This window comes from Pseudomonas sp. LBUM920, from assembly GCF_003852315.1.
Lineage (GTDB): Bacteria > Pseudomonadota > Gammaproteobacteria > Pseudomonadales > Pseudomonadaceae > Aquipseudomonas.
Window position 1 is genome coordinate 2,831,710 of record NZ_CP027762.1, and the last position, 24,980, is coordinate 2,856,689.

Here is a 24,980-nt window from a genome sequence, read left to right on the forward strand (position 1 = left end):
ATTTATTCAATTGGCGAAGAGCATTGTTAGTCTTAGCCGTTTAACTGTCCGGAGCAAGATAATGGAACTTACAAATAGACAAATCATAGATGCTTTTGTACCCAGGGCGCCCTCCGATTACACACCCGAAAGATTTCAACTGGGCGTGTTTGCTGACCAAGTGATCGGATACACGGGGTTGCTGACGCGTGCGGCTTCAAAAGGACAGTCCACCAATTTGAATATTCCCCTGTGGGACGGCGCCAGTACCGACCCCGCGGCGATGGATGTATTAACGGTCGAGATTGCTCCGTACCTGGATCTGAGTGGTTTGGATGTCGATGCCGAAGATGCCTATTTCGGCTCCAGCAGCACCCGGTTTCAACGCCGACTGACCAGTCAACCCGATCCAGTGCCGGTGGCAATACCGCAAGCCTATCGTCCCCCGGGTGTGTATTTGGTCAGGTATCGGGTGCTCATTGCCGACTCGGGCGTCGATAATTTTTCAGTCCCGCAGCTGCTGGTCGTCGATGAGACGTCGCCCTATGACCGTCCCCGCATCAACCCGCCGGAACCCTCGTTGCCGGTGGGCCTGGTCGGGCCTCTGGACCTTGCCTATATTCAGAGTCAGCCAAACCAGACGGCGCTGTTACCGATTCCCTACGACGCGCAAAACGGCCTGTCCGATGGCGATTACATCGAAATGTTTTTCGGCTCTTCGGATAAGCCTTACGCATTTGCGCCGCCTAACCCGGAAACAAAGTTCCGGGTTGATCCGGCCGTGCCCCTGACTCTTCCGTTGCCGGCAAGTGTTGTGGCGGCTGAACGCCGGGGCAACTTCAGTCTGCGCTATCGCCTGTTCGACGTGGCCGGCAACCCGTCCGAGCTCTCGTACAGCCTGGATTTGGCGGACCTGGCACAGGCGCCATTGCCCACCGAATTTTCTGCGCCAACTGTTGTACTGGCAGTGCCCGGTGACGGCTTGATTGATCGGGCTGATGTATTGTCCGGAGGCGGCGTACGAGTGCTGGTTCCCAGCTACACGAATGCGCTGCGCCCCACGGATGAAATCGTCGTCGCGCTGAGCTCAACGTTCGCCTCAATCCAGGTCACGGTGCCGTTGGGCACCACTGCATTCCCGGTGCCGGCTCTGTTCACTGCGGCCAATATGGATACGCTGTACGGGCCTCAAACACCCGGCAAGAACCGGGTGCCGGTGACGGCTTCGTACGTCGTGCGTCGCGGCGCCAACACCCATCCGACGCCGCCGTTGGAAACACCGTTCGATCTGGACCTGTCTATCGTGGGGCCTGTGGGGCCGGTGATCGTCGGGCCTGGCAACTTGAATCCCAACCTGTTGCCCGTGGTGGTCCAAGCAATGCGCGCCGGGGGCACATTCGGGCCTGACAACCATTTGGAGGTTGATGACGTAAATCTGGCGGCAAGGGCTCGAATTCCATTGTGGACGACGCCTGCATTGCCGGCCGCATCACTGCCGTTCACGGTGACCTTGAATTATGGTGGCCATCTGCAAGCGCAGAATATCGTGACCCTGCCTGCCAGTGGGTTCGTGGATTTCACCATTCCCTTCAGTGATATCAGAGCGTTGGGCGGCCCTACGCAGTTGGCGTCTTACACCATCACGTCGGCGGCCAGTGCAAACCCAAGTGTGTCGGTCAATACAACGGTGATCGTCGACTCTGTCATCTTGCGAATGGAAGCACCGAGAGTCCTTAATAATACCGGTACGCTGAACTGCGATACGCTGAGGCCGATTAACAGCGGCAGACTCATCATCCATATTCCAGGCTCGGATTATTTGAGCGCGGGTCAACTTATAAACGTGACGTTCGTCGGGTTCCAGAATAATACCCAGACACCCCCGTCCGTGGTCACGGAATCTAGAACGTTTACAGTGCCCGATGCCACGGCTGCCAATATTGGGTGGGACCTTACATTTGACGTAAGTTCCACGGTCCTGTTTAACCCGATCAACGCCAACCGGTCGTTGTTGACCCAAGGCTCGGCAACAGTAACCTTTGATACTCAATATCTGGGGCAAACAGTGCCTTCGCTTCCCGCCAATTATCGAGTGCGAGGTTTCCGTCCGGGCACGGGAAGTTCCAACTATTGCGCCGGCGGCGTTGTGCCTGCTTAGGTTAAAACATTGAGGTAGTTACCAGAGAGGGGCAGAACCCTCTTTGGTATTCCTGGCTTTATATTGAATTTTTTAAAGGCGTAGAGGGCGCCACCACCCCACAGCAGCTGTTGATTTTTATCTGATTGGTTGGGAGAAATCCTACAGATTTTAAGCGAATGCTAGTCAATCATGGCGCCGCTTAATGGGCTGGGTCCCACGAGATTTAGAACCCGCCCTATCGTTTCGTGCAGGAACTAGAGGTCCATTATATGTCGGCAGTATTTAACTTCAAACCAACACCCTTGAGCCTTGCGCTGTCAGCCCCGGCCGTCACGTTAATGTTCCTGGTTGCCCCCACTGCGCAAGCGCAAACCCAAGTCATTTTGCCCAATACGTCGATATCGGCCGCTACGCCGCTTGATAACTATGTACTGTCTGGCGGATCAAGCCTGATTGCGCACGGTGCGACGACCCGGCAGATTCAAATGGTTAACGCTGGTTTGACCCTGGAGCCGGGCAGCAAAACGTTAGATATTGAAGCCCGACTGCAATCGAAAGTGGTCGTTGATAACTCCCAGGTGACGGCGCGCCCCACGATCACCCAGGCCATTTCGGTCGCGGGTAACAGCAGTGCCTTAATCACCAATAACAGTACGGTCACCAACGCCACGGGTTGGGGTGTGAGTGTCACCCGCACGACAGGCGGCACGGATGGCTCATCCCTCACGGTCAAAGACAGCAGTGTTATCGGTGCTACCCGCGGTATTTCGGCCGCCGGCTACGGCACGGTGAACCTGGACAATGCCCGCGTCGACGCTACGGCTGCGACAGGTATAGGTTTGGTACTGCTTAATGCCGACGCCGTGGCGCGCAATAACAGCCGTATTACTGGCGGGGTGAACGGGGTCAATATGCGCATGGAGGGGGACCTGACGCGGACCAACTCCTTGATCCTGGATAATTCCGTGGTCCAGGGCAAAAGCGGTTCAGCCATCCTGGTCAATCCGCCGCTTACCAACAGCACCAAGGCTGATATCCAGGTTCTTAACGGTTCGAACCTGCTCAGCGGTAATGGCGTGCTGCTTCAAGTGGACAATAACTCCAGCGCCAACCTGTTCGTCGACAACAGCCAGTTGATCGGCGACGTGATCATTGGCGCGGGCAGCACGGGCATGGTGCAACTCAACAACAATGCCTCGCTGACCGGCCAGTTGCGCAATGTCGAGCAACTCGACGTCAACAGCAACGCCCAATGGGTGCTGGTGGGTGACAGCCAGGTCAATACCCTGAAAATGGGCGGCGGCAACGTAGTCTTTGGCGCCCCGGGCCAATTCTTTCAACTGAACACCCATAACCTGACCGGTAACGGCACGTTCAAAATGCACACCAACTTCAACACCGGCGAGACCGACCTGTTGAATGTCAATGGCAACGCCGAAGGTAATCACCAACTTTTGATTGGCGCCAGTGGCTCGGAGTTGGCTACCGGTGAGGCCATCAAAGTGGTACACACCGAAAGCGGCGGCGCGAGGTTCGGGCTGGTGGGCGATACCGTCGATGTCGGCGCTTTCGAATATGGGCTCAAGCAGGAAGGGACCGATTGGTACCTGGATACCGAGAAAAAGGGCACCAGTACCAGCGCCAAGGCGGTGCTGGCATTGGCCAACGCTGCACCTGCGGTACTGGTGGGTGAGTCGAGCATATTGCGCACCCGCATGGGCGAAGTCCGCTTTGGCCAAGGCAAGAGCCAGGGCCTGTGGATGCGCGGCTACGGCAACAAGATTGACGTGGCGGCCAACAGCAACGGCGTGGGCTACTCACAGAACCAGACCGGCCTGACCATCGGTGCCGACACGGCGCTGGATGCGGGTGACGGCCAGTGGACGCTCGGTGTCATGGGCGGTTACAGCAACTCAACCCTGGGCCTGAGCCGTGGCAGCAGCGGTATGGTCAACAGCTACTACCTGGGTACCTATGCAACCTGGCTGGATGAAGAAAGCGGCGTGTACGTGGATCTGGTGGGCAAGGTCAACAAACTCAAAGGCCAAAGCCAGGTCAACATGAGCGACGGCCAACGTGCCAAAGGCAAATACACGCAAGACGCGGTAAGCGCATCTGCCGAGGTGGGCAAAAACATCAAGCTCGACGATGAGGGCCTGTATGTTGAACCGTTTGCCCAGTTGTCCGTCGCCGCCATTGGTGGCGCCAACTACACCATGGACAACGGCCTGAAGGCAAAGAGCGATCGTGCCACGTCAGCCATCGGCAAGGTGGGTGTCACCCTGGGCAAAAATGTCCAACTGGACAGCGGCAGCATTCTGCAGCCGTATCTGCGGACGGCGGCGGCGCGTGATTTCAGCCCGGACAACCGGGTGTACATCAACGATCAGAGGTTTAATAACAACCTCTCGGGCGCGAGCGTCGAGGTAGCGGGCGGCATGGCTGTTTCGTTGTCGAAAAACCTTAGCCTGCATGCCGAAGTCAGTCACAGCAAAGGCAAGGCATACGACATGCCTTGGGGCGCAACGGCAGGTTTGCAGTACGCCTTCTAAAGTACATGTGCACGAAATAGGGGAAGCCTCGGCTTCCCCTTTTTTTTGCCCGTCTGATCAGCACGCTGGGCCTAACTGAACAACCCTGCGGCAATGTTGATCGAAAAACCCAGAATCGCCGTATTGAACAGAAAACCGATCAACGACTGGCCCAGCACCACTTTGCGCAGACCGCGCGTGGCCACGCCCACATCGGCTGTTTGCACCGCCACGCCGATGGTGAACGAGAAGTACAGGAAGTCCCAGTAGTTGGGGTTGCGCAACCCTTCGGCAAAACGCAACGCCGGCTCCTCGCCCTCCCAGGTGTAGAAAAGGCGTGCGTAGTGCACGCTGAAAATCACCCCGGTCAGCAACCATGAGCCGACCACTGTCATGCCGGTAAAGCCGTAATGCAGCAGGCGCGCCGTGCTGTCGAGGTCTTTGCTGCCCACCAGGTTCACCGTGATGGTCGCAAGGCTGGCAATCGCCGCGATGCACACCATGAACAGCACCAGCCCGGCGTTTTCGTCTTCGATCTCGGCGATGCGTTTTACGTCGTCGGCGCGAGCACGGGTCGCCAGCCACAGCATCAGCAGCAGGTAGGTCCAGACGCCGGCGTTCCAGCCGATGAGGATTTTGCTGATCAGCGTATCGGCAGGCGCCAGAATGCCCACGGCAAGACCGAGTACGGCGGCGGATGAAAGGCGAGGGTGGGTGCGGGCGAGGAAGGCCATAGGTGCTCACAACAAGAGAGGTTGTGAGCACCATAGCGCATTTTCAGACGGGTTATGGACGCTTGCGCACCCACTTCATGACGACCACAAAGAACACCGGCACAAACACCACTGCCAGTGTTGCGGTGATCATCCCGCCGATCACCCCGGTGCCAATGGCTTGCTGGCTGGCGGAGCTGGCGCCGGTGGCAATCGCCAGCGGCACCACGCCGAGGATAAACGCCAGCGACGTCATGATGATCGGCCGCAGGCGCAGGCGCGCGGCTTTCAAGGTGGCGTCGATCAGGTCCTCGCCTTGCTCATACAAATCCTTGGCAAATTCAATGATCAGGATCGCGTTCTTTGCCGACAAGCCGATGATGGTGATCAAGCCGACCTTGAAAAACACATCGTTAGGCATGCCGCGAAAACTCACCGCCAATACCGCACCGAGCACGCCCAGCGGCACCACCAGCAACACCGAGGTCGGGATCGACCAACTTTCATACAGCGCCGCCAGGCACAGGAACACGATCAGCAGCGACAGGCCCAACAGCAACGGCGCCTGGGAACCGGACAGACGCTCCTGCAGCGACAAACCGGTCCATTCCTGGCCCAGCCCTGCGGGCAGTTGGCTGACCAGGCGCTGGATTTCTTCCATGGCCTCACCCGTGCTGTGCCCTGGCGCCGCTTCGCCGCTGATGGCGATGGCGGGGTAGCCGTTGTAGCGGGTCAGCTGCGCAGGGCCCTGGGTCCATTTGGCTTCGACAAATGCCGATAACGGCACCATCTTGCCGGCGTTGTTGCGCACATTGATCTTCAACAAATCCGCCACCTGGCTGCGCTGATCGCCTTCGGCCTGCACCACCACCCGTTGCATACGGCCCTGGTTGGGGAAGTCGTTGATGTAGGCCGAGCCGATGGCTGAAGACAACACATTACCGACGTCAGCAAAGGAAACCCCCAGTGCATTGGCCTGCTTGCGGTCTACTTCCAACTGCACTTGTGGCGCCTCGGCCAGGGCGCTTTCACGCACATTGGCCAGGATCGGGTTTTTCTCGGCGGCCGCCAGCAGCTCAGTACGCGCCGCCATCAAGGCGGCATGGCCGACACCGCCACGGTCCTGCAACCGGAACTCGAAACCGCTCGAGGTGCCCAGGCCGTCTACCGGCGGCGGCAGGATCGCATAGGCAATCGCATCCTTGAGCTCGCTGAACGCGGCGTTGGCGCGGTCGGCAATTGCCGCCGCAGAATCGTCGCTGCTGCGTTTGGACCAGTCCTTGAGCGTGGTAAATGCCAGCGCCGCGTTCTGCCCGGAGCCAGAGAAACTGAAGCCCATGATCATGGTGGTATCGCCCACCCCTGGCTCCTGGGCGTTATGCGCCTCGATCTGCTCGGCTACCTGCACCGTGCGGTTCTTGCTAGCGCCCGGTGGCAGCTGGATATCGGTGATGGTGTAACCCTGGTCTTCCACCGGCAGGAACGAGGAGGGCAGGCGGCTGAACATCCAGCCCAGGCCCACCAGCAGCACCAGATAGATCAGCAGGTAACGACCACTGCGTTTGAGGGCGTAGGCCACCCAGCCTTCATAACGGTCGGTGAGGCGTTCAAAACGCGTGTTGAACCAACCAAAGAAACCGCCCTTGGCGTGGTGCTCGCCCTTGGCAATCGGCTTGAGCAAAGTGGCGCACAGGGCGGGGGTCAGGGTCAAAGCCAGAAACGCCGAGAACAGAATCGAGGTGGCCATCGACAGCGAAAACTGCTGGTAAATCACGCCCACCGAGCCCGGCATAAAGGCCATCGGCAGGAACACCGCGACCAGCACCAAAGTGATGCCGACGATGGCTCCGGTGATCTGTCCCATGGCTTTACGCGTGGCCTCCTTGGGCGACAGGCCCTCGGTGGCCATGATGCGCTCGACGTTTTCGACCACCACAATCGCATCGTCCACCAGAATGCCGATGGCCAACACCATGCCGAACATGGTCAGCACGTTGATCGAAAACCCCAGCAACAGCATGGTCGCGAAAGTGCCCATCAGCGCGATCGGCACCACCAGCGTCGGGATCAGCGTGTAGCGCACGTTCTGCAGAAACAGGAACATCACCGCAAACACCAGCGCCATGGCTTCCAGCAAGGTGTAAATCACTTTAGTGATCGAGACTTTGACGAAGGGCGAGGTGTCGTACGGAATCTTGTACTCCACATTGGCCGGGAAGTAGCGCGACAGCTCATCCATCTTCGCCCGCACCAGCGTCGCGGTGTTCAGCGCATTGGCGCCCGGCGACAGCTGCACACTGACAGCGGTGGACGGCTTGCCGTTCAGGCGTGTGGAAAACTGATATTCCTGGCTGCCGATTTCCACCCGCGCCACATCGCCGATGCGCACGGTGGAGCCGTCCGGGTTGGCCTTGAGCACGATGTCGGCAAACTCCGCCGGCGTCGACAGCTGGCCTTTGACCAGAATGGCGGCGGTGATTTCCTGGGTGTGGGTGCCCGGCAAATCCCCGATGCTGCCCGCCGAGACCTGCGCGTTCTGCGCGCTGATCGCGGCGTTGACGTCGGCCGGCGTAAGGTTGAAGCCAATCAGCTTCTGCGGGTCGATCCAGATACGCATCGCGCGCTCGGCGCCATACAGCTGCGCCTTGCCCACGCCCTCGATGCGCTTGAGCTCGTTCATCACGTTGCGCGCCAGGTAATCGCTGAGCGCGACGTCATCGAGCTTGCCGTCGCTGGAGGTCAATGTCACCAGCAGCAGGAAACCGGCAGACACTTTCTCCACCTGCAGTCCTTGCTGGGTCACGGCTTGCGGCAGGCGCGGCTCTACCGCCTTCAGACGGTTTTGCACATCGACCTGGGCCATTTCCGGGTCGGTGCCCGGCTGGAACGTCGCGGTGATGGTCGCCGAGCCCAGGCTGCTCTGGGATTCGAAATACAGCAGGTGATCGGCACCGTTGAGCTCCTGCTCGATCAGGCTGACCACGCTTTCGTCCAGGGTCTGGGCCGAGGCGCCCGGGTACACCGCGTAGATTTCCACCTTCGGCGGTGCGACGTTGGGGTACTGGGCCACCGGCAACTGCGGAATGGCGAGGGCGCCGGCCAGCAGGATAAACAGGGCGACCACCCAGGCGAAGATCGGGCGGTCAATGAAGAACTGCGGCATTGTCAGGTATTCCTTTGCTTAGCGGACCGAGGCCTGGGCATTCGGCGCTGGGCTGTCGTCCACTTCGACTTTTTCACCGGGGCGTGCGTGTTGCAGGCCCTCGACGACGATGCGGTCACCGGGTTTGAGGCCGTTGCTGACGATCCAGCGATCCCCGATCACCGCGCCCAGCTCCACCGGTTGCTGGCTGACGACCTGTTCGGCGTCCAGCAAGAGCACCATCGGGATGCCGGCGCTGTCACGGGTAATGGCGCGTTGCGGCACGCTGATGCCCTGTTTGTCCACTGCCTGTTCCAGGCGCACGCGTACAAAGCTGCCGGGCAACAGGTCGAGGTCCGGGTTGGGGAACTCGCTGCGCAGGATGATCTGCCCGGTGCCGGGGTCGACGCTGATTTCGGCAAACAGCAATTTGCCCGGCAGCGGGTACAGGCTGCCGTCGTCCTCGATCAGCGTGGCCTTGGCCTGGTCCTGGCCGACCTGCCTCAAGCTGCCGGCACGGAAGGCCCGGCGCAGGTCGTTCAACTCGCGGGTGGACTGGGTCAGGTCGGCGTGGATCGGGTCCAGTTGCTGGATGATCGCCAGCGGCGTGGCTTCGTTTTGCCCGACCAGCGCGCCCTCGGTGACCAGCGCGCGGCCGATGCGCCCGGAGATCGGCGCGGTCACGGTGGCGTAGCCCAGGTTGAGTTTGGCGCGCTCGACGGCGGCTTTGTTGGCGGCGACTTCGGCATTGGTCTGGCGCACGGCGGCGCGGGCATTGTCGTAATCCTGGCCGCTGATGGCGTTGCCTTCGACCAACTGGCTGTAGCGCTGCTCCTGCAGACGCGCCTGGAAAGCGTTGGCCTGCGCCTTGCTCAGGTTGGCCTGGGCGCTGTCCAGGTCGGCTTTGAACGGGGCGGGGTCGATGCGAAACAGCACGTCGCCCTGTTTCACGTCGTGACCTTCCTTGAACACGCGCTGCATGACCACACCGGCCACCCGTGCGCGCACTTCGGCAATACGCGGCGCGGCGATCCGCCCGCTCAGTTCACTGCTGATCGAGAGAGGCTTGGCTTGCAGGGTCTCGATGCGGACTTTGGCCAGCGGCATTGGTGGCGCCTCGTCCGCCGACTGGCCACACGCGCTCAGGGCGAGCGCCAGGGCCAGCAGGCAAAACGGCGCAAACAAATTCTTCGACATGCTCATATCCCAATATTGACTGGCGCATCCTAAAGACACCTGCGCCGTGGTGCTGTGAAGCTGTGTAGCTCGTCTGTGAAGAAATGTAAGGCGCGACCCATAGTCGCCTGAGGGCGTATATCCTTGCACAATCCTGCAAACAGCAAAGATCAAATGTGGGAGGGGGCTTGCCCCCGATGGCGGTGGATCAGCCAATCAATCTAGCCACTGAACCACCGCTTTCGCGAGCAAACCCGCTCCCACATTGGGTTTCTGTACACCTGATGAACTGCATTATTTGGAAACACCATGCCCAACATCCTCCTGGTGGAAGACGACGCCGCACTCTCCGAGCTGATTGCCAGCTACCTGGAGCGCAATGGCTACCATGTCAGTGTGCTCAGCCGTGGCGACCACGTACGCGAACGCGCGCGCCTCAACCCGCCGGACCTGGTGATCCTCGACCTGATGTTGCCCGGCCTCGATGGCCTGCAGGTGTGCCGCTTGCTGCGCGCAGACTCGGCGGGCTTGCCGATCCTGATGCTGACCGCGCGCGACGACAGTCACGACCAGGTGCTGGGCCTGGAAATGGGCGCCGACGACTATGTCACCAAGCCGTGCGAGCCACGCGTGCTGCTCGCCCGTGTGCGCACTTTGCTGCGCCGCAGCAGCCTGTCCGAACCTCAGATGGCCAACGACCAGATCGTCATGGGCAACCTGTGCATCGACCTGTCGGAGCGCACCGTGACCTGGCGCGAGCAGGCCGTCGAACTGTCCAGCGGTGAATACAACCTGCTGGTGGTGCTGGCCCGGCACGCCGGTGAAGTGCTCAGCCGCGACCAGATCCTGCAGCGCCTGCGCGGTATCGAGTTCAACGGCACCGACCGCTCGGTGGACGTGGCCATCTCCAAGCTGCGCCGCAAGTTCGACGATCACGCGGGCGAGGCGCGCAAGATCAAGACCGTGTGGGGCAAGGGCTACCTGTTCAGCCGTTCCGAGTGGGAATGCTGATCCATGTTTCGTGTCCTGCTGCGCCTCTACCTGATCACCATCATCACCTTCAGTGCGGCAATCTTTCTGATTCCGCGGTTGGTGATCCAGCTGTTTGAACACCGCTACATGGACTACAACGTCGAGCAGACCCGTGGCCTGCAGACGCTCATCGTCAAACAATACCTGCGCGCGCCGGTCGAGCGCTGGTCCCAGGTGACCGAGCAATTGGGCCGCGACTTCGCGCCGCTGAAAGTCAAACTGCTGTTGCGCCAGGACGCCAGCTACACGCCTGCAGAAGAAAAGCTGCTGGAGCAGGGCAAGCCGGTGATCCGCCTCGGCGAATGGGGCTGGATGGAAGAAATCAGTTCGCCGGTCAACCAGCAGTTTGCGGTCAAGCTGACGATTCCCCCCGACCCGATGGACATGAACTTGCTGTACTGGTCGATGAACGTGCTGATCGGCGCCGCGCTGCTGGCTTGCCTGCTGTTTTGGCTGCGCCCGCACTGGCGTGACCTGGAGCGCCTGAAAAGCACTGCCGCACAACTGGGCAAGGGCAACCTGGGCGAGCGCACGCATATTCCGCCCAGTTCCAACATTGGCAGCCTGGCATCGGTGTTCGACACCATGGCCGACGATATCGAGCGCCTGCTCAATCAGCAGCGCGACCTGCTCAATGCGGTCTCCCATGAACTGCGCACGCCGCTGACCCGCCTGGATTTCGGCTTGGCGCTGGCGTTGTCCGAAGACTTGCCCCATGCCAGTCGCGAGCGCCTGCAAAGCCTGGTGGCGCACATTCGTGAGCTGGACGAGCTGGTGCTGGAATTGCTGTCGTACAGCCGCCTGCAAAACCCGGCGCAACTGCCGGAGCGAGTGGACGTGGTGCTCGACGAGTTTGTCGACAGCGTGCTGGGCAGCGTCGATGACGAATTGGAAAACCCCGAGATTGTCATCGACGTGGCGCTCGATTGCGCGGTGGAGCGCTTCCGCCTCGACCCGCGTCTCACCGCCCGCGCGCTGCAAAACTTGTTGCGCAATGCCACGCGCTATTGCGACAGGCGCATCCAGGTGGGCGTCAAGGTGTGTGCCAAAGGCTGTGAAATCTGCGTGGATGACGATGGCATCGGCATCCCGGTAGACCAGCGCGAGCGGATCTTCGAACCCTTCTACCGCCTGGACCGCAGCCGCGACCGCGCCACGGGTGGCTTCGGCCTCGGCCTGGCCATCAGCCGGCGTGCGATGGAAGCCCAGGGCGGCACGTTGACGGCCCAGGCATCACCCTTGGGCGGGGCACGGTTTCGCCTGTGGTTGCCCAGCGTCAGCTGATCAGAGCACCTTTACGGCGCGGCCGATCGCCTGGATCGGCCCGGTGGGTTTACCGGTCGGCGAGCCATTCGGGTCTTCCAGGGTCAACTCGAACAATTGGTTGGGCGCCAGTGGCGGCAGTTTGTCCAGCGGCACCGACAGTGTTTGCCCTGGCTTGACCAACCCCAGCGACACCGGGCCTTGCCAGCCATCCGCCTTGGTCCAGAATTGCAGCGCCTTGTCGGCAGGCACTTGCATCACACCCAATGGAATCAACTGGATCTGCTGAGTATTGCTGGCCTGGATCACCCACCCCGGAGCCTGGCTTTGCGGCGCCACCAACACCACCACAAAGGTGGGTTCAGCAGTGGGCGGGCGGGTCAGCAGCAGCGTCGCCAGGACCAACGTCGCCACCAGCCCCGCGCCGGCCAAACCACGCCAGAGCGCCAGCAGGTTCCACCACGGTGTTTGGCGGTCGGTGCGGGTGCCGGCAGGCGTGACGGTGCGCTCGATGCGCCGCCACAGCTGGGCATAAGGGGGCACCGGTTCGGCCAATGCGGTCAGCGGCAAAAGGCGCTGCTCCCATGCGTCCACCGCCGCGCGCAACGCGGCATCCTCGGATAAGCGCTGCTCAACCTCGGCGCGTTGCGCGGCGGGCAGGGTGCCCAGCACGTATTCGCCAGCCAGTTCGTCCAGAGGGTTGCTCATGCCATGCACTCCCGCAGCGCAGCGAGGCTGCGTTTGATCCAGGCTTTGACGGTCCCCAGCGGAGTGTCCAGTTTCTGTGCGATTTGGCTGTGGGAATAGCCGTCGACATAGGCATGCAGGATGCACGCGCGACGGGCCGGATCGAGCTGCTCCAGGCAGGCGTGGACCTGCCCCGAGCGCGAAGCGAATTCAAAGGTGTCGGGTGTGGCGATGTGCTCGTGCGCGTCGCCCAGGGGTAATTCCCGGTAGTGATTGCGCACGGCATTAAGCGCCAGATGCCGGGTCACGCTGAACACCCAGCCGCGCGCCGCGCCACGGTTGGGGTCGAAACTGCCGGCGCCACGCCAGATCTTGATAAACGCGTCATGCACGATGTCTTCGGCCAGGGACTTGTCCCTGGCAATGCGAAAGGCCACGCCGAGCAAACGGCTGCTGTCCTGCTCATAGAGCTGGCGCAAGGCACGTTGATCCCCACGGGCGCAGGCCAGCAGACAGGCTTCGTAATCAAAATCGGCGTCAGGCAAGGCCACGTGTGTCCACCACTGTCATAACAATCGCCACCGCACTGCAGGGCGCCGGCGTGCCGGCGAAAAAGGGCACGGGCGCAGCGTATAACCCAGGTGCCCTGCGTCATCGTTGACGACCCTCGCCGCCAAGCCGGCCCTTACAGGGGCAGCGTAGCTGAGTTTGTTCTCAGTTGGCCGCCCAGAAGATGTAGTCGGCCTGGTACTTCACCACTGCCTGGGTGCCTTTGTTGGCCGCGCTGCACTCGGTGCTCGGCGCCACGCCACCCTTGAGGGCCACGCGCTGGATATAACTCACACCGCTCATTGCGCCTTTGCCTTCGGCCGGGTTGGCCTTGACCAGTTGATACGGCAGGTTGCCAGCACCGGAGGGCGCCACGGCCAACTGCGTGCCGGTGACTTTCGAACCGTCCTGGGCTTGCCATGTAGCGGGTGGGCCGAAATAGGTGCCCACTGGCTTGCCGCTGCGGTCATTCAACACCGCCTTGGGACCGACAAACGTCCACTCGGTCTGGCCCGCGGCGTTAGCTTTGTCGCGGCATTCGTAGGTGATTTCGCCGACGCCTGTGGTCTCCAGCGCCACCTTGTGCCCATCCGGCACCTTGATGCTGTCGGGCAAGCCGGTCTGGGCGAAAACCGTTGGCGCAGCGGCCAGCAGGGCGGTCAGGCAGAACAGTGCTTTAGCGTTCATGGGTGGTTCTCCATTGAGTAAAACAGCGGGGTCACTGTAAGCACTACCCAGGCCGCGCTCGATTGGATGCAGTGATTAGAAAATAAATGCGCAAGGGCGCACACTGTGCCCCCGTTTTACCCGAGGAGAGATTGGCAATGACTGGTGTTCACACGTCTGCTCAACAAGGTTTCTCTACCCAGGCCGTCACTTACGCCCAAGGCCGGCCCGACTATCCACGACAACTCACCGGCTGGCTCACTGATGCGCTGCACATCGATGCGCAATCGACGGTAATCGACCTGGGCGCCGGTACCGGCAAGTTCACCCGTTTGCTCAGCACCCTGGCGCCCACGCTGGTGGCGGTCGAACCGGTCGAAGCGATGGGCGCGCAGCTCAATAAACTGTTGCCCGATGTGCGCCTGGTCAATGGCACGGCCGAATCCATTCCCCTGGAAACCGCCGTCGCCGATGCGGTGGTCTGTGCGCAGGCGTTCCATTGGTTTTCTACCGAAGCCGCGCTGGCAGAAATCCACCGCGTGCTCAAACCCGATGGGCGCCTGGGGTTGGTGTGGAATGTGCGCGATGAATCGGTGGATTGGGTTGCCGCCATCACCGACATCATCACCCCCTATGAAGGCGACACGCCGCGCTTTCATTCAGGCCGCTGGCGCGAAGCCTTCACCGGCGAATATTTTTCTGCGCCCCAAATAACCTGTTTTGCCTATCAGCATGTCGGCAGCCCTGGGGAGGTGATCATGGATCGCTTCCTGTCGGTGAGCTTTATCGCGGCGCTGCCCGCCGCCGAAAAAGCCAGCGTGACTGCGCAATTGCAGGCGCTGATCGACACGCATCCTGCCTTGCGGGGGCGTGACACCGTGGCTTTTCCGTATCAGACGCAAGCTTACGTCTGTCATCGGCTGACACAAAAGGCATAAAGTCAGATCATATTGATATAAGTCGTTATAAGAAAAATCGCTATCCTGCGGCCAGAAATTTATAAGGCCGCGGGTAGCTGTATGGATGTGGGTGATTTTGGTTTTGTCATCGCTGGCCTGGTGGTTGGTTTTATCGTTGGCATGACTGGCGTCGGCGGAGGGTCTTTGATGACCCCGATCCTGTTGTGGTTCGGCATCAACCCGGCGACCGCCGTGGGCACTGACTTGTTGTACGCGGCCATCACCAAGTCAGGTGGCGTGCTGGTGCACAGCAAGAACAGGAATATCGACTGGACCATCACCGGTTGGCTGACCTTGGGCAGTGTGCCTGCGGTGCTGCTGACCCTGTGGTTCCTTGCCAGTTTGCATACCGACCCCAGCGCCATGAACGCGGTGATCAAGCAGGCGCTTGGTGGGGTGTTGCTGCTGACGGCGCTGGCGATTCTGTTCAAGAAAAGCCTGCTGGCTTTTGCCCAGCGTCATGCGGGTGATGACTATCACATGAGCCCGCGCAATTTGAACGTGTTGACGGTGGTGACCGGTGCGATCCTTGGCACCATGGTTGCTCTGACGTCCATCGGGGCGGGTGCGCTTGGTACCGTGGCGCTGTTTATTCTGTACCCGTTTCTGGCGACGCGTCGGTTGGTGGGTACCGAGATTGCCCATGCCGTGCCGCTGACATTGGTCGCCGGGCTGGGGCACGCGAGCATGGGTAATATGGATTGGCATTTGCTGGGCCTTTTGCTGATGGGGTCGTTGCCGGGGATTTACCTGGGGAGTCACATGACCGGTAAGGTTCCTGATGGTGTGTTGCGGCCTTGTCTGGCGGTTATGTTGATGACTATTGGCTATAAGTTGGCGTTCTGATGTTTTCGGGGGTTTGGGTGGGTGGGTACATATCCGTTGCTGCGGTCACGGCGGCTTAGGGTTCCGCTCTTACAGCGGGTCACTTTTGGCAAACGCCCCAAAAGTAACCAAAAGGTCTTTGCCCCACCACTCGGCCCCTCGCTTAGGCTCGGTGTGCCCTCACTCCGGCTTGAATCCGTGGGCCGCCGCGACGGGCCATCCATGGCCCAACGCGGCTAACCCGGCGTCCTGCCGGGTTACCCACGGATTCAAGCCTGCGTTCGGCCAGCGTGGTTGACGGGGCCTGTCAGATCAAAGTCAAAAGCAAGATCAAGAGCAGAGCACGGCGGCCTAGTAGCCGACCTGAGTGGTTGAAGCAAAAGCAGGGCAACAGCACAGCAGCACATCTCTATCTGATGCACTGCGATCCAAATGTGGGAGCGGGCTTGCCCGCGAATGCGGTGGTTCAGTCAGCTCATGTATCACTGGCCCACCGCCTTCGCGAGCAAGCCCGCTCCCACAATTTGAGCGAGTGCAGCTGCCAGCAGCGCACTGCTTGGCTTTTCTGTAGGAGCTGGCTTGCCTGCGATGCAGACAACTCGGTGTATCAGGCATAACCAGTAGATGCCATCGCAGGCAAGCCAGCTCCCACCTTTGACCGAGTGCAAACGACACCCATCTATCTGATTCACAGAAATCCAAATGTGGGAGCGGGCTTGCTCGCGAATGCGGTGGGTCAGTCAACTCATGTGTCACTGACCCACCGCCTTCGCGAGCAAGCCCGCTCCCACAATTTGAGCGAGTGCAGCTGCCAGCAGCGCACTGCTTGGCTTTTCTGTAGGAGCTGGCTTGCCTGCGATGCAGACAACTCGGTGTATCAGGCATAACCAGTAGATGCCATCGCAGGCAAGCCAGCTCCCACCTTTGACCGAGTGCAAACGAGACCCATCTATCTGATTAACAGAAATCCAAATGTGGGAGCGGGCTTGCTCGCGAATGCGGTGGGTCAGTCAGCTCATTTATCACTGACACACCGCCTTCGCGAGCAAGCCCGCTCCCACAAGTTGACCGAGTTCAGCCTCCACCAACGCACTGCTTGGCTTTTCTGTGGGAGCTGGCTTGCCTGCGATGCGGACACCTCGGTGTATCAGGCACAACCAGTTGATGCCATCGCAGGCAAGCCAGCTCCCACATTTGATTGAGTTCAGCTTCCAAGATCAGGTCGGCTGTCAGGCCGCCTCGCTTCCGCTTTTGATTTAACCACTCAGGTCGGCTACCAGGCCGCCGTGCTCTGCTTTTGATCTTGATCTGCTTTTGATTTTGATCTTAGGCGCCCCGTTAAACCACGCTGGCCGAACGCAGGCTTGAATCCGTGGGCCGCCGTGTTGGGCCATGGATGGCCCGTCACGGCGGCCCACGGATTCAAGCCGGAGTGAGGGCACACCGAGCCTAGGCGAGGTGCCGAGTGGTGGGGCAAGAGCCCTTTGGTTACTTTGGGGCTTTTCCAAAGTGACCCGCCGTAAGGGCGGAACCTAAAGCGGCCATCACCCAAACAACGGATATACACCCCAACCCTTAGCGATCAAAAAAGCCTACCCCCTGGCCGGCCCATTCCCGATTTGCCACACAAACGGCGGCTCAGTCCCGTTAATCACCCAGTCCCCGACAATCCGCGCCTTGTAGATCACCGGATTATGCGACGACACCGTTCGGGCATTCCGCCAGTGGCGATCGAGCGCTTTACCCTGGCGCACATCCGACGCCCCCAGCGCATTGAACAACTCCGTAGTGGCCCGCTGTACCAGCGCCGACACCACCACCTGCGCCGTCGCCGATTCAATCTCGGCTGCCACATTCGCCTCCCGCTCGGCCACCTCATCCCCCGCAAACCGCGCCAGGTACGCCTGTTGCGCCGGCACCGCCGCCTTCAACGCACTGGCCTCGGCGGCATACACCAGCGCCGCCACCTCACCCACCACTTGTTGAACCTGCGCATCCTGGCTGACATGCGCGGCATTGCCGTGGCTGTAGATGCGCTTGCGACTGCGCACCTGATGAGCCACGTCGCTCAGTGCCGCACGACCAATCCCGGCCAGGCTCGCCAGCAACACCAACTGATAAAACGCGGTCTGGTACTTGAACCGAGTGGCAAAGTCGATGACGTTTTCCGCGTCCACCACGGCATCGGTAAAACGGCTGGTGCCGCTGCCGGTGGTGCGCTGGCCAAAGCCATCCCAGTCATCGCTTTGCACCACGCCAGGTTGGCGCGTGCGGGTGGCGGCGATCACATCGGCGCCGGTATCGCTGCGCTGGGCGTACACGTCGATCCAGTCGGAGAAAAGGCTGCCGGTGCTGTAGAACTTTTCACCGTTGAGTTTCCATTTATCGCCGTCGGGGCTCACTTGAGTGGCCACCTCGCCAATAGCCACGTTGCCGATTTCGGTCCAGGCGCAGCCGACGATGTCGCCGTCGACAAAGCGCTTGAACCACAGGTCGCGGCCAGCGCTGGGTGGCGCATTCAGACGGTCCTCGGCGAAGGCGAAATGCCCGCGCAACGCCTGGGGCACATTCGAATCGGCAGCGGCCAGCTCGATCAGCAACTCGAACAACTGCGGCAGCGACGCGCCACCGCCGCCGTATTCCGCCGGCACCCGCACTGCGCCAAAGCCGGCCTGCTTGAGCCATTGGATCGGTTCATAGGGCAGGGCGCGGGTCTGTTCGCGCGCTACCGCGCCCGCGGCAATGCGCTCGAATATCGGCCGAAAACGCGCGGCCAACGTGGGGTAATCGGCACCCGTGGACAGCGGGTTGATGACGTGTTGCTCGGTCATGGGGGCAGCTCCTTGGCAGTATCAGTCCTTGGGTGATTGCACAGTTCGTGCCGATGGCGGCGGCCCGTGTTTGCGGGGAAGGTGGGCCATTCACTGTTGCTCCGGCAACAGCGGATCGACAAACCGGTGTGATCCATGACATTGACAGCTCAGCCCTGCGAGATTGGAATTTTTACCGCGACGCCCATGGCCAGGGCGTTTGCACCGGCCTGGCACGCTTGCTGCTCTGGCCCTGGAACATCCCTTCGTGCGAGGTACTGCCAGATGAGTCAGCAAGCCGTGAAATTTGCCTATTGGGTGCCCAACGTCAGCGGTGGGCTGGTGGTCAGCAAGATCGAGCAACGCACCCATTGGGGCATCGACTACAACCGCAAACTGGCGCAGTTGGCCGAAGCGGCCGGTTTTGAATACGGTCTTACGCAAATTCGCTTCACCGCCGGCTACGGCGCCGAAAACCAGCATGAATCCGTAGCCTTCAGCCATGCGCTGCTGGCGGCGACCACCACGCTCAAGGTGATCGCAGCCATCCTGCCCGGCCCGTGGCAACCGGCATTGGCGGCCAAGCAACTGGCGACGATCGACCAGCTCACCAATGGCCGTATCGCGGTGAACATCGTCAGTGGCTGGTTCAAGGGCGAGTTCCAGGCCATCGGCGAACACTGGCTGGAACACGATGAGCGTTATCGCCGTTCCGAGGAGTTCATCCGCGCGTTAAAAGGCATCTGGACTCAGGACGACTTCACCTTCAAGGGCGACTTCTACCGCTTCAACGATTACACCCTCAAGCCCAAGCCCCTTGGCCAACCGGAAGTGTTCCAGGGCGGCAGCTCGCGCGCCGCGCGGGACATGGCGGCGCGCGTGTCGGACTGGTATTTCACCAACGGCAACACCCCGCAAGGCATCAAGGCTCAGGTCGATGACATCCGCGCCAAGGCGGCGGCGAATAACCATTCGGTCAAAGTCGGCGTAAACGCCTTTGTGATCGCCCGCGACACCGAAGAAGAGGCCCGCGCGGTGCTCGCTGAAATCATCGACAAGGCCGACCCGGAGGCCGTGAATGCCTTTAGTGACGCGGCCAAGCAGGCCGGCAAAGCCTCACCGGAAGGCGAGGGCAACTGGGCCAAATCCAGTTTCGAAGACCTGGTGCAGTACAACGACGGCTTCAAGACAGACCTGATCGGCACGCCGCAGCAGATTGCCGAGCGCATCGTCGCGCTCAAGGCCGTGGGCGTGGACCTGGTGCTGGCCGGCTTCCTGCACTTCCAGGAGGAAGTCGAATACTTCGGCAAACGCGTGTTGCCGCTGGTGCGTGAGCTGGAAGCCAAGGCCGGGATCAAGCAAGTGGCTTGAAGAGCACCACCGCCGCGCGCAACTTGTTATTGCCAAAGCGGCACATGCGTTCGAACTCCCCATGACTGACCGGCAAGTGCTGGCAGTCCAGGGGCTGGCGGTGCTGGCTGTGGTCCACATCCGGGTCGTGCAGGTAGACAAAGTCCTCGTCGCAATCGGTGACCATCACCCAGTGCGGCGACTTGGAGCGGGTGAGGCGGTAGCTGCTGATCAACACCAGCGGCTGCCCGCCATCGCGCAGTACCTGCGGCAAATCCAACGCGCCGCCGAGCACCTGCTCGACGTCGCTGCCGGCCAGTTCTTCTTCAAATGCTTCGTGCACCAGGCGCATGACGTCCTTTTTATGTTGGTCGCGCACGCCGTCCAGAAACAGCGGGCCCCGTACATTCACCTGCATGCGCACGCAAAAGCCCCGGCGCCATGCTGCCAGGGCCAAGCCTTGCGGGCTGCAGCCGCCGTGGCCGGCGGTCATGAACACGGTGGTCGCTTCACGCCAGATTTGCAGTTCTTCGCGCCGGCCGGCCACGCGCGTCGGCACCAGTGCGCCCATGGCCATCAGCAGGCACGCGGCGCCACAGGTGAAGTCGGTGGTTTGCTGGTAATACGGCACGTTTTGCGGGCGCGCGTCCTGGTGCTGGACGATGCGTTTTTCCAGGCGCAGGGCCGGTGCATGGTCTTCGTAATAATCATTGATCAGCGCGAAGCGCCGGTAGCCATTGCGCTCGTACAAGGCGAGGGCGCCGGGGTTGTCGGTGCGCACTTCCAGGCGCAGGTAGGCGCAATCATGCGCCACGGCGCAGGCTTCGATGCGCGCCAGCAATTGCTTGCCCAGGCCCATACCGCGCGCATGTTCGGCGATGGCGATGGAGTACAGGCGAGCCAGTGAGGTGCCGCGATGGAACAGCACCAAGGCGTAACCGAGCAAAACGCTGTCATTTTCGGCGACGAGCAACTGGCCATGAGCGCGGCTGATCATCCACTGGAAACTGCGCGGCGAAAGCCGGTCGGTGGTGAAACAGTGCTGTTCCAGTGCCACCAATTCGGGCACGTCAGCGGGGGTTGCAACGCGAAAGGAAAGAGCCATATGACCGCCGTAAAAGTTGCGTAACGAAACGGGACTTCTCTAAAAGATCGTGCTTAATAGAAAAGGTCGAGTTCTCTAAAGCGGATCAAATATTATGTCGGCGGTACAAAGTCATTGGCGTGAAGTATCCGAGCAAACCGTCGCGGCGACAATAACTTCCAACGGTTATTTTTCCGCACCTCTCAAGGGTTCCAGTCAAGTCGTGATCATTGTCGAACGCAAGGAAGATTGGGCTTCTTATTTCCCCAGCGAAGACATCGTCACCGCTCAGGAATACCTGGAGCAAACCCGCGAGAGCGAGACGGGCAAGCGTGTGCAGGTGATCAACCTGTGCCGCAGCTACAAGTACCTGGGGCATGGTTATTACTGCTCGCTGTTGGCCGAGGCGCGCGGGCACAAGGTGATTCCGTCGGTGCGCACCATCAGTGAACTGACGAAAAAGTCGCTGTATGGCCTGTCGCTGGATGACCTGGATAAAACCCTCGATAAAGCCTTGAGTCATCACCTCTACAGCAACACCGAAGGCTTTACCCTGACACTTTATTTTGGCCGGACCAATATAGAGCCGTTGCAGGAGTTGGCCCGTCAGTTGTTTGAAACCTTCCCGTGCCCGATTCTGTTAGTTGAGTTTCGCAAGAACAACGGCTGGCACATCGAAGGGGTCAAATCCGGCGTGTTGCACAAGTTGCGTGATGACCAGGAAGACCAGTTTGCCCACGCCCTCGACAACTTCAGCCGCAAGATCTGGCGCCAACCGCGTTCACGCAGGCTGGCCCGTTACGACCTGGCAATCCTGCACGATCCGCAGGAGCAATTGCCGCCCTCCAATGCCCGCGCCCTGGAAAACTTCGTGCGGGTCGGCAAGGGCCTGGGCATCGATGTGGAACTGATCGAGCGCAAGGATTACTCGCGCCTCGCCGAGTACGACGCCTTGCTGATCCGCGAGACCACCAGCGTCGATAATCACACCTACCGCTTCGCCAAGAAGGCCGAGAGCGAAGGCCTGGTGGTGATGGACGACCCGGCGTCGATCCTGCGCTGCACCAACAAGGTCTACCTCACCGACCTGCTCAACAGCCACCAACTGGGCATGCCGGCCACCGAGATTCTGTACAAGGAGCGACCGGAAGATTTCGAGCGGGTGGGCGAGCGCCTGGGCTTCCCGCTGGTGTTGAAGATCCCAGACGGCTGTTTTTCGCGCGGTGTGATCAAGGTGGAAAGCCAGGAGGCCTTGCTCAAGGCCACCGCTGAGTTGTTCGAGCATTCGGTGCTGTTGCTGGCCCAGGAATTTTTCTACACCGAGTACGACTGGCGCATCGGTGTACTCAACCGCAAGCCGATCTTTGCCTGCCAGTACTTCATGTCCAAGGGCCATTGGCAGATTTACAACCACAAGGCTATCGGCCAGGACATCAACGGCGAATGCCGCACCCTGGCGGTCCACGAAGCACCCAAGGCGGTGGTAGAACTGGCGGTGAAGACCGCCAACCTGATCGGCGACGGCCTTTACGGTGTTGACCTCAAGCAGTCCGGCGACAAGGTGGTGGTGATCGAGGTCAACGACAACCCCAACATGGATGCCGGTATCGAAGACGCCTACCTGCAGGACGACCTATACGCCCTGGTGCTGGAGGAGTTCGTGCGGCGCCTGGAGTTGAAGCGCCAGGGCCAGGTGTGGTGACGCGCGATGATCCAGCGCTTTGAATTGACCGGTGGGAAGTTGTGCGGCGCGGGAAGTGATGATGCGCCGATCATGTTGTTCAACAACCCGGACCTGGCCGAACGCGAATGGCTGCGTGACCACCACAAGCTGGATGAACATGCCCTGGCCTCGGCCCTTGACCCGGATGAAGTGTCACGCATCGAATTTCATCCCGACAACCTGTTCCTGATCTGGAAACGCCCGGAAAACTACTCCGGCGGCGGCAACCTGGTGTTTGAGGTGTCGTCGTGCGGCTTGTTGTTTTCGCAGGATCGCCTGCTGGTGATCGCCACCGATGAAACCCCGCTGTCCGGGCTCGGCGCGCGCCGGCCGCTGCACACGCCGTTGGATGTGCTGCTGGATTTGTTGCTCAACAACATCCACCACTACCTGGGCCACCTCAAGGTGATCAAGCTGGTTGCGCGCGAATTGCAGCAGCAGTTCAACGCGTCGATGAGCAACCATCACCTGATGCAGATGTTCAGCCTCAGCGAAAGCCTGATCTATTACATCAATGCGCTGCACAGCAACGGCGCGGTGTTGTCGCGGTTGCGTAATCACGCTGAAAAAGAGCATTTCAGTGCTGAGATCCTGGGGTTGATCGATGACCTGATCATCGAGAACCACCAGTGCTACAAGCAGGCAGAGATCTACTCCAATGTGTTTTCCGGGCTGATCGATGCGCGCGGCAACCTGATGAACAACAGCATGAACAACCTGCTGCGCAAGTTGACCCTGATTAACGTGGTGTTCCTGCCGCTTAACCTGATTGCCAGTGTGGGTGGCATGTCGGAATTCAGCATGATGACGGCGGGTACGCCGTGGTGGGTGTCGTACCCGCTGCTGATGGCCGCGATGGCGTTGGGGGCGGGCTTGATGGTGCTGGGGCTGAAGCGAATCGCGGGCGGGGCCAGTGGGGTGTGAGTACACAGCCGTTGCTGCGCTAAGGCCCGTTTGGTAGTGCGCCTTACCCACGCTCCGGGCCCGCGTTGCACACCGAATCCCTTGGTGTAATCAGATCCAAAAATGTGGAGCGGGCTTGCTCGCGAAGGCGGTGGGTCAGTTACAAATTAGCTGACTGTTCCACCGCCTTCGCGAGCAAGCCCGCTCCCACAAGTTGACCGAATTCGGCTGGCAGCAATGCAGTGCTGGGCTTTTCTGTGGGAGCTGGCTTGGCGGCGATGCAGGCACCTCGGTCCATCAGGTAAACAGGGTTGATGCCATCGCAGGCAAGCCAGCTCCCACATTTGATTGGGTTCAGCGTCTAAAATCAGGCCGCCACGGCTTTGCTCGTGATCTAACCACTTAACTGCTGTCACTCCAATAATGGAAAGGCCCCAGCACCAGTCGCCACACCCACATCTACACTTCTCAATCCGGCACCTGCAAGGTAAGCACCTCAAACCCGTCGGCCGTCACCGCCACGGTGTGCTCCCACTGCGCCGACAGGCTGTTGTCCTTGGTCACCACCGTCCAGCCATCTTTCAAGTCGCGCACCTTTGCGCTGCCCTGGTTAAGCATCGGCTCGATGGTAAACACCATGCCTTCACGCAGTTCCAGGCCGGTGCCGGGGCGGCCGAAGTGGAGGATTTGCGGTTCTTCATGCATCTGGCGGCCGATACCATGGCCACAGTATTCGCGCACCACGCTGTAGCCGTTAGCCTGCGCATGGCTCTGGATCGCATGGCCGATATCACCCAGGCGCGCGCCCGGCCTGACTTGGCGAATGCCGGCCCACATGGCCTCAAAGGTCTGTTCCACCAGGCGCCGCGCCTTGGGCGCCACGGTGCCGATCATGTACATCTTGCTGGCGTCAGCGATAAAACCGCCTTTTTCCAAGGTGATGTCGATGTTGATGATGTCGCCGTCCTTGAGAATATCCTTGGCGCTGGGCATGCCATGGCACACCACCTCGTTGATCGAGGTGTTGATGCAGAAGGGATAGTCATATTGCCCCAGGCTTGCCGGGCGGGCGTTGAGGTCGTTACGAATGAACGCCTCGACGGCGCTGTCCAGCTCCAGGGTGGAGCGGCCGGCGGCGACAAAGCCGTCAAGCATGTCGAAAACCTTGGCCAGCAGGCGTCCGGATTCACGCATCACTGCCAGTTGGGCGGCCGTCTTGGTCATCAGCTGCGGCCCCGGATCAGGTCGGGCTTGTCCAGCAACAGCTTGTTGATCAGCTCGTTGTAGGGCAGGTGCGGGTTGAGTTCGGCGAGTAGGCCGATCTTGATCCAGAACTCGGCCTGGGCGTTGATGGAGCGGTCCATGGCAGCGCTGGCCAAGCGGAGTTGTTCGTGCAATTGGTCGGTGATCTTGACGATGCCCATGACGTTCACTGTGTTGTATTTATA

The 24,980-nt window shown here is 60.5% G+C and carries 19 protein-coding genes; 9 read left to right on the forward strand and 10 right to left on the reverse strand.

Annotated features, from left to right (window positions below; all coding sequences use genetic code 11):
* Window positions 1-61: 61 nt before the first annotated feature.
* Both C4J83_RS13140 and C4J83_RS13145 read left to right on the forward strand, forming a co-directional pair.
* Window positions 62-2,137, forward strand: a complete 2,076-nt coding sequence (locus C4J83_RS13140; RefSeq protein ID WP_256660671.1) for a hypothetical protein — start codon at window positions 62-64, stop codon at window positions 2,135-2,137.
* A gap of 251 nt (window positions 2,138-2,388) precedes the next feature.
* On the forward strand, window positions 2,389-4,671 hold the full coding sequence (locus C4J83_RS13145) for an autotransporter outer membrane beta-barrel domain-containing protein (protein WP_256660672.1): 2,283 nt from the start codon (window positions 2,389-2,391) through the stop codon (window positions 4,669-4,671).
* 71 nt (window positions 4,672-4,742) lie between these two features.
* On the opposite strand, the gene C4J83_RS13150 is transcribed toward C4J83_RS13145, so the two are convergent.
* From C4J83_RS13150 to C4J83_RS13160, 3 genes are read right to left on the reverse strand one after another with little or no spacing between them, the layout of a single operon-like run.
* Window positions 4,743-5,384, reverse strand: a complete 642-nt coding sequence (locus tag C4J83_RS13150; RefSeq protein ID WP_106577860.1) for a DUF1345 domain-containing protein — start codon at window positions 5,382-5,384, stop codon at window positions 4,743-4,745.
* Between the two features lie 52 nt (window positions 5,385-5,436).
* Entirely contained in the window at window positions 5,437-8,526 is a 3,090-nt protein-coding gene (locus C4J83_RS13155; RefSeq protein WP_124417243.1) for a multidrug efflux RND transporter permease subunit, read from the reverse strand.
* Window positions 8,527-8,544: 18 nt separating this feature from the next.
* The gene (locus tag C4J83_RS13160; protein WP_124417244.1) at window positions 8,545-9,702 is read right to left on the reverse strand and encodes an efflux RND transporter periplasmic adaptor subunit; all 1,158 of its coding nucleotides are present in this window, start codon (window positions 9,700-9,702) and stop codon (window positions 8,545-8,547) included.
* A gap of 288 nt (window positions 9,703-9,990) precedes the next feature.
* On the opposite strand from C4J83_RS13160, the gene C4J83_RS13165 reads away from it, so the two are divergent.
* On the forward strand, window positions 9,991-10,692 hold the full coding sequence (locus C4J83_RS13165) for a response regulator (protein ID WP_106577862.1): 702 nt from the start codon (window positions 9,991-9,993) through the stop codon (window positions 10,690-10,692).
* Between the two features lie 3 nt (window positions 10,693-10,695).
* The gene (locus C4J83_RS13170; RefSeq protein WP_106577863.1) at window positions 10,696-11,997 is read left to right on the forward strand and encodes an ATP-binding protein; all 1,302 of its coding nucleotides are present in this window, start codon (window positions 10,696-10,698) and stop codon (window positions 11,995-11,997) included.
* Here C4J83_RS13170 and C4J83_RS13175 read toward each other — a convergent pair whose 3' ends face one another.
* From C4J83_RS13175 to C4J83_RS13185, 3 genes are all read right to left on the reverse strand, one after another.
* On the reverse strand, window positions 11,998-12,684 hold the full coding sequence (locus tag C4J83_RS13175; RefSeq protein ID WP_124417245.1) for an anti-sigma factor: 687 nt from the start codon (window positions 12,682-12,684) through the stop codon (window positions 11,998-12,000).
* Entirely contained in the window at window positions 12,681-13,208 is a 528-nt protein-coding gene (locus C4J83_RS13180; protein ID WP_106578152.1) for a sigma-70 family RNA polymerase sigma factor, read from the reverse strand. The genes C4J83_RS13175 and C4J83_RS13180 overlap by 4 nt, the downstream gene beginning before the upstream one ends.
* A 169-nt stretch (window positions 13,209-13,377) precedes the next feature.
* Window positions 13,378-13,899 (reverse strand): DUF3455 domain-containing protein, encoded by a 522-nt coding sequence (locus tag C4J83_RS13185; protein WP_119741868.1) that lies wholly within the window; start codon window positions 13,897-13,899, stop codon window positions 13,378-13,380.
* A gap of 137 nt (window positions 13,900-14,036) precedes the next feature.
* On the opposite strand from C4J83_RS13185, the gene C4J83_RS13190 reads away from it, so the two are divergent.
* Both C4J83_RS13190 and C4J83_RS13195 read left to right on the forward strand, forming a co-directional pair.
* Entirely contained in the window at window positions 14,037-14,816 is a 780-nt protein-coding gene (locus tag C4J83_RS13190) for a class I SAM-dependent methyltransferase (protein WP_106577866.1), read from the forward strand.
* A gap of 81 nt (window positions 14,817-14,897) precedes the next feature.
* Window positions 14,898-15,683 carry a sulfite exporter TauE/SafE family protein gene (locus C4J83_RS13195; protein ID WP_124417246.1) on the forward strand — a complete coding sequence of 262 codons (786 nt, stop codon included), beginning with the start codon at window positions 14,898-14,900 and terminating at the stop codon, window positions 15,681-15,683.
* Between the two features lie 1,571 nt (window positions 15,684-17,254).
* Here C4J83_RS13195 and C4J83_RS13210 read toward each other — a convergent pair.
* Window positions 17,255-18,493, reverse strand: a complete 1,239-nt coding sequence (locus C4J83_RS13210) for an acyl-CoA dehydrogenase family protein (protein ID WP_119741874.1) — start codon at window positions 18,491-18,493, stop codon at window positions 17,255-17,257.
* A 264-nt stretch (window positions 18,494-18,757) separates the two neighbouring features.
* Here C4J83_RS13210 and sfnG point away from each other — a divergent pair, with 264 nt between their 5' ends.
* The gene (sfnG, locus tag C4J83_RS13215) at window positions 18,758-19,843 is read left to right on the forward strand and encodes a dimethylsulfone monooxygenase SfnG (RefSeq protein WP_124417248.1); all 1,086 of its coding nucleotides are present in this window, start codon (window positions 18,758-18,760) and stop codon (window positions 19,841-19,843) included.
* Here sfnG and C4J83_RS13220 read toward each other — a convergent pair.
* On the reverse strand, window positions 19,827-20,927 hold the full coding sequence (locus C4J83_RS13220) for a GNAT family N-acetyltransferase/peptidase C39 family protein (protein WP_124417249.1): 1,101 nt from the start codon (window positions 20,925-20,927) through the stop codon (window positions 19,827-19,829). The two genes, sfnG and C4J83_RS13220, sit on opposite strands and share 17 nt — an antisense overlap.
* Window positions 20,928-21,021: 94 nt before the next feature.
* Here C4J83_RS13220 and C4J83_RS13225 point away from each other — a divergent pair, with 94 nt between their 5' ends.
* Entirely contained in the window at window positions 21,022-22,608 is a 1,587-nt protein-coding gene (locus C4J83_RS13225) for a RimK family ATP-grasp domain-containing protein (RefSeq protein ID WP_124417250.1), read from the forward strand.
* Window positions 22,609-22,614: 6 nt separating this feature from the next.
* Complete coding sequence (locus C4J83_RS13230) at window positions 22,615-23,553, forward strand: magnesium transporter CorA family protein (RefSeq protein WP_106577872.1); 939 nt, start codon at window positions 22,615-22,617, stop codon at window positions 23,551-23,553.
* A 447-nt stretch (window positions 23,554-24,000) separates the two neighbouring features.
* Here C4J83_RS13230 and map read toward each other — a convergent pair whose 3' ends face one another.
* The gene (map, locus tag C4J83_RS13235; RefSeq protein WP_124417251.1) at window positions 24,001-24,756 is read right to left on the reverse strand and encodes a type I methionyl aminopeptidase; all 756 of its coding nucleotides are present in this window, start codon (window positions 24,754-24,756) and stop codon (window positions 24,001-24,003) included.
* Window positions 24,756-24,956, reverse strand: coding sequence for a ParD-like family protein (locus tag C4J83_RS13240; protein ID WP_003190946.1), 201 nt, complete (start codon window positions 24,954-24,956; stop codon window positions 24,756-24,758). The genes map and C4J83_RS13240 overlap by 1 nt, the downstream gene beginning before the upstream one ends.
* Between the last annotated feature and the right edge of the window lie 24 nt (window positions 24,957-24,980).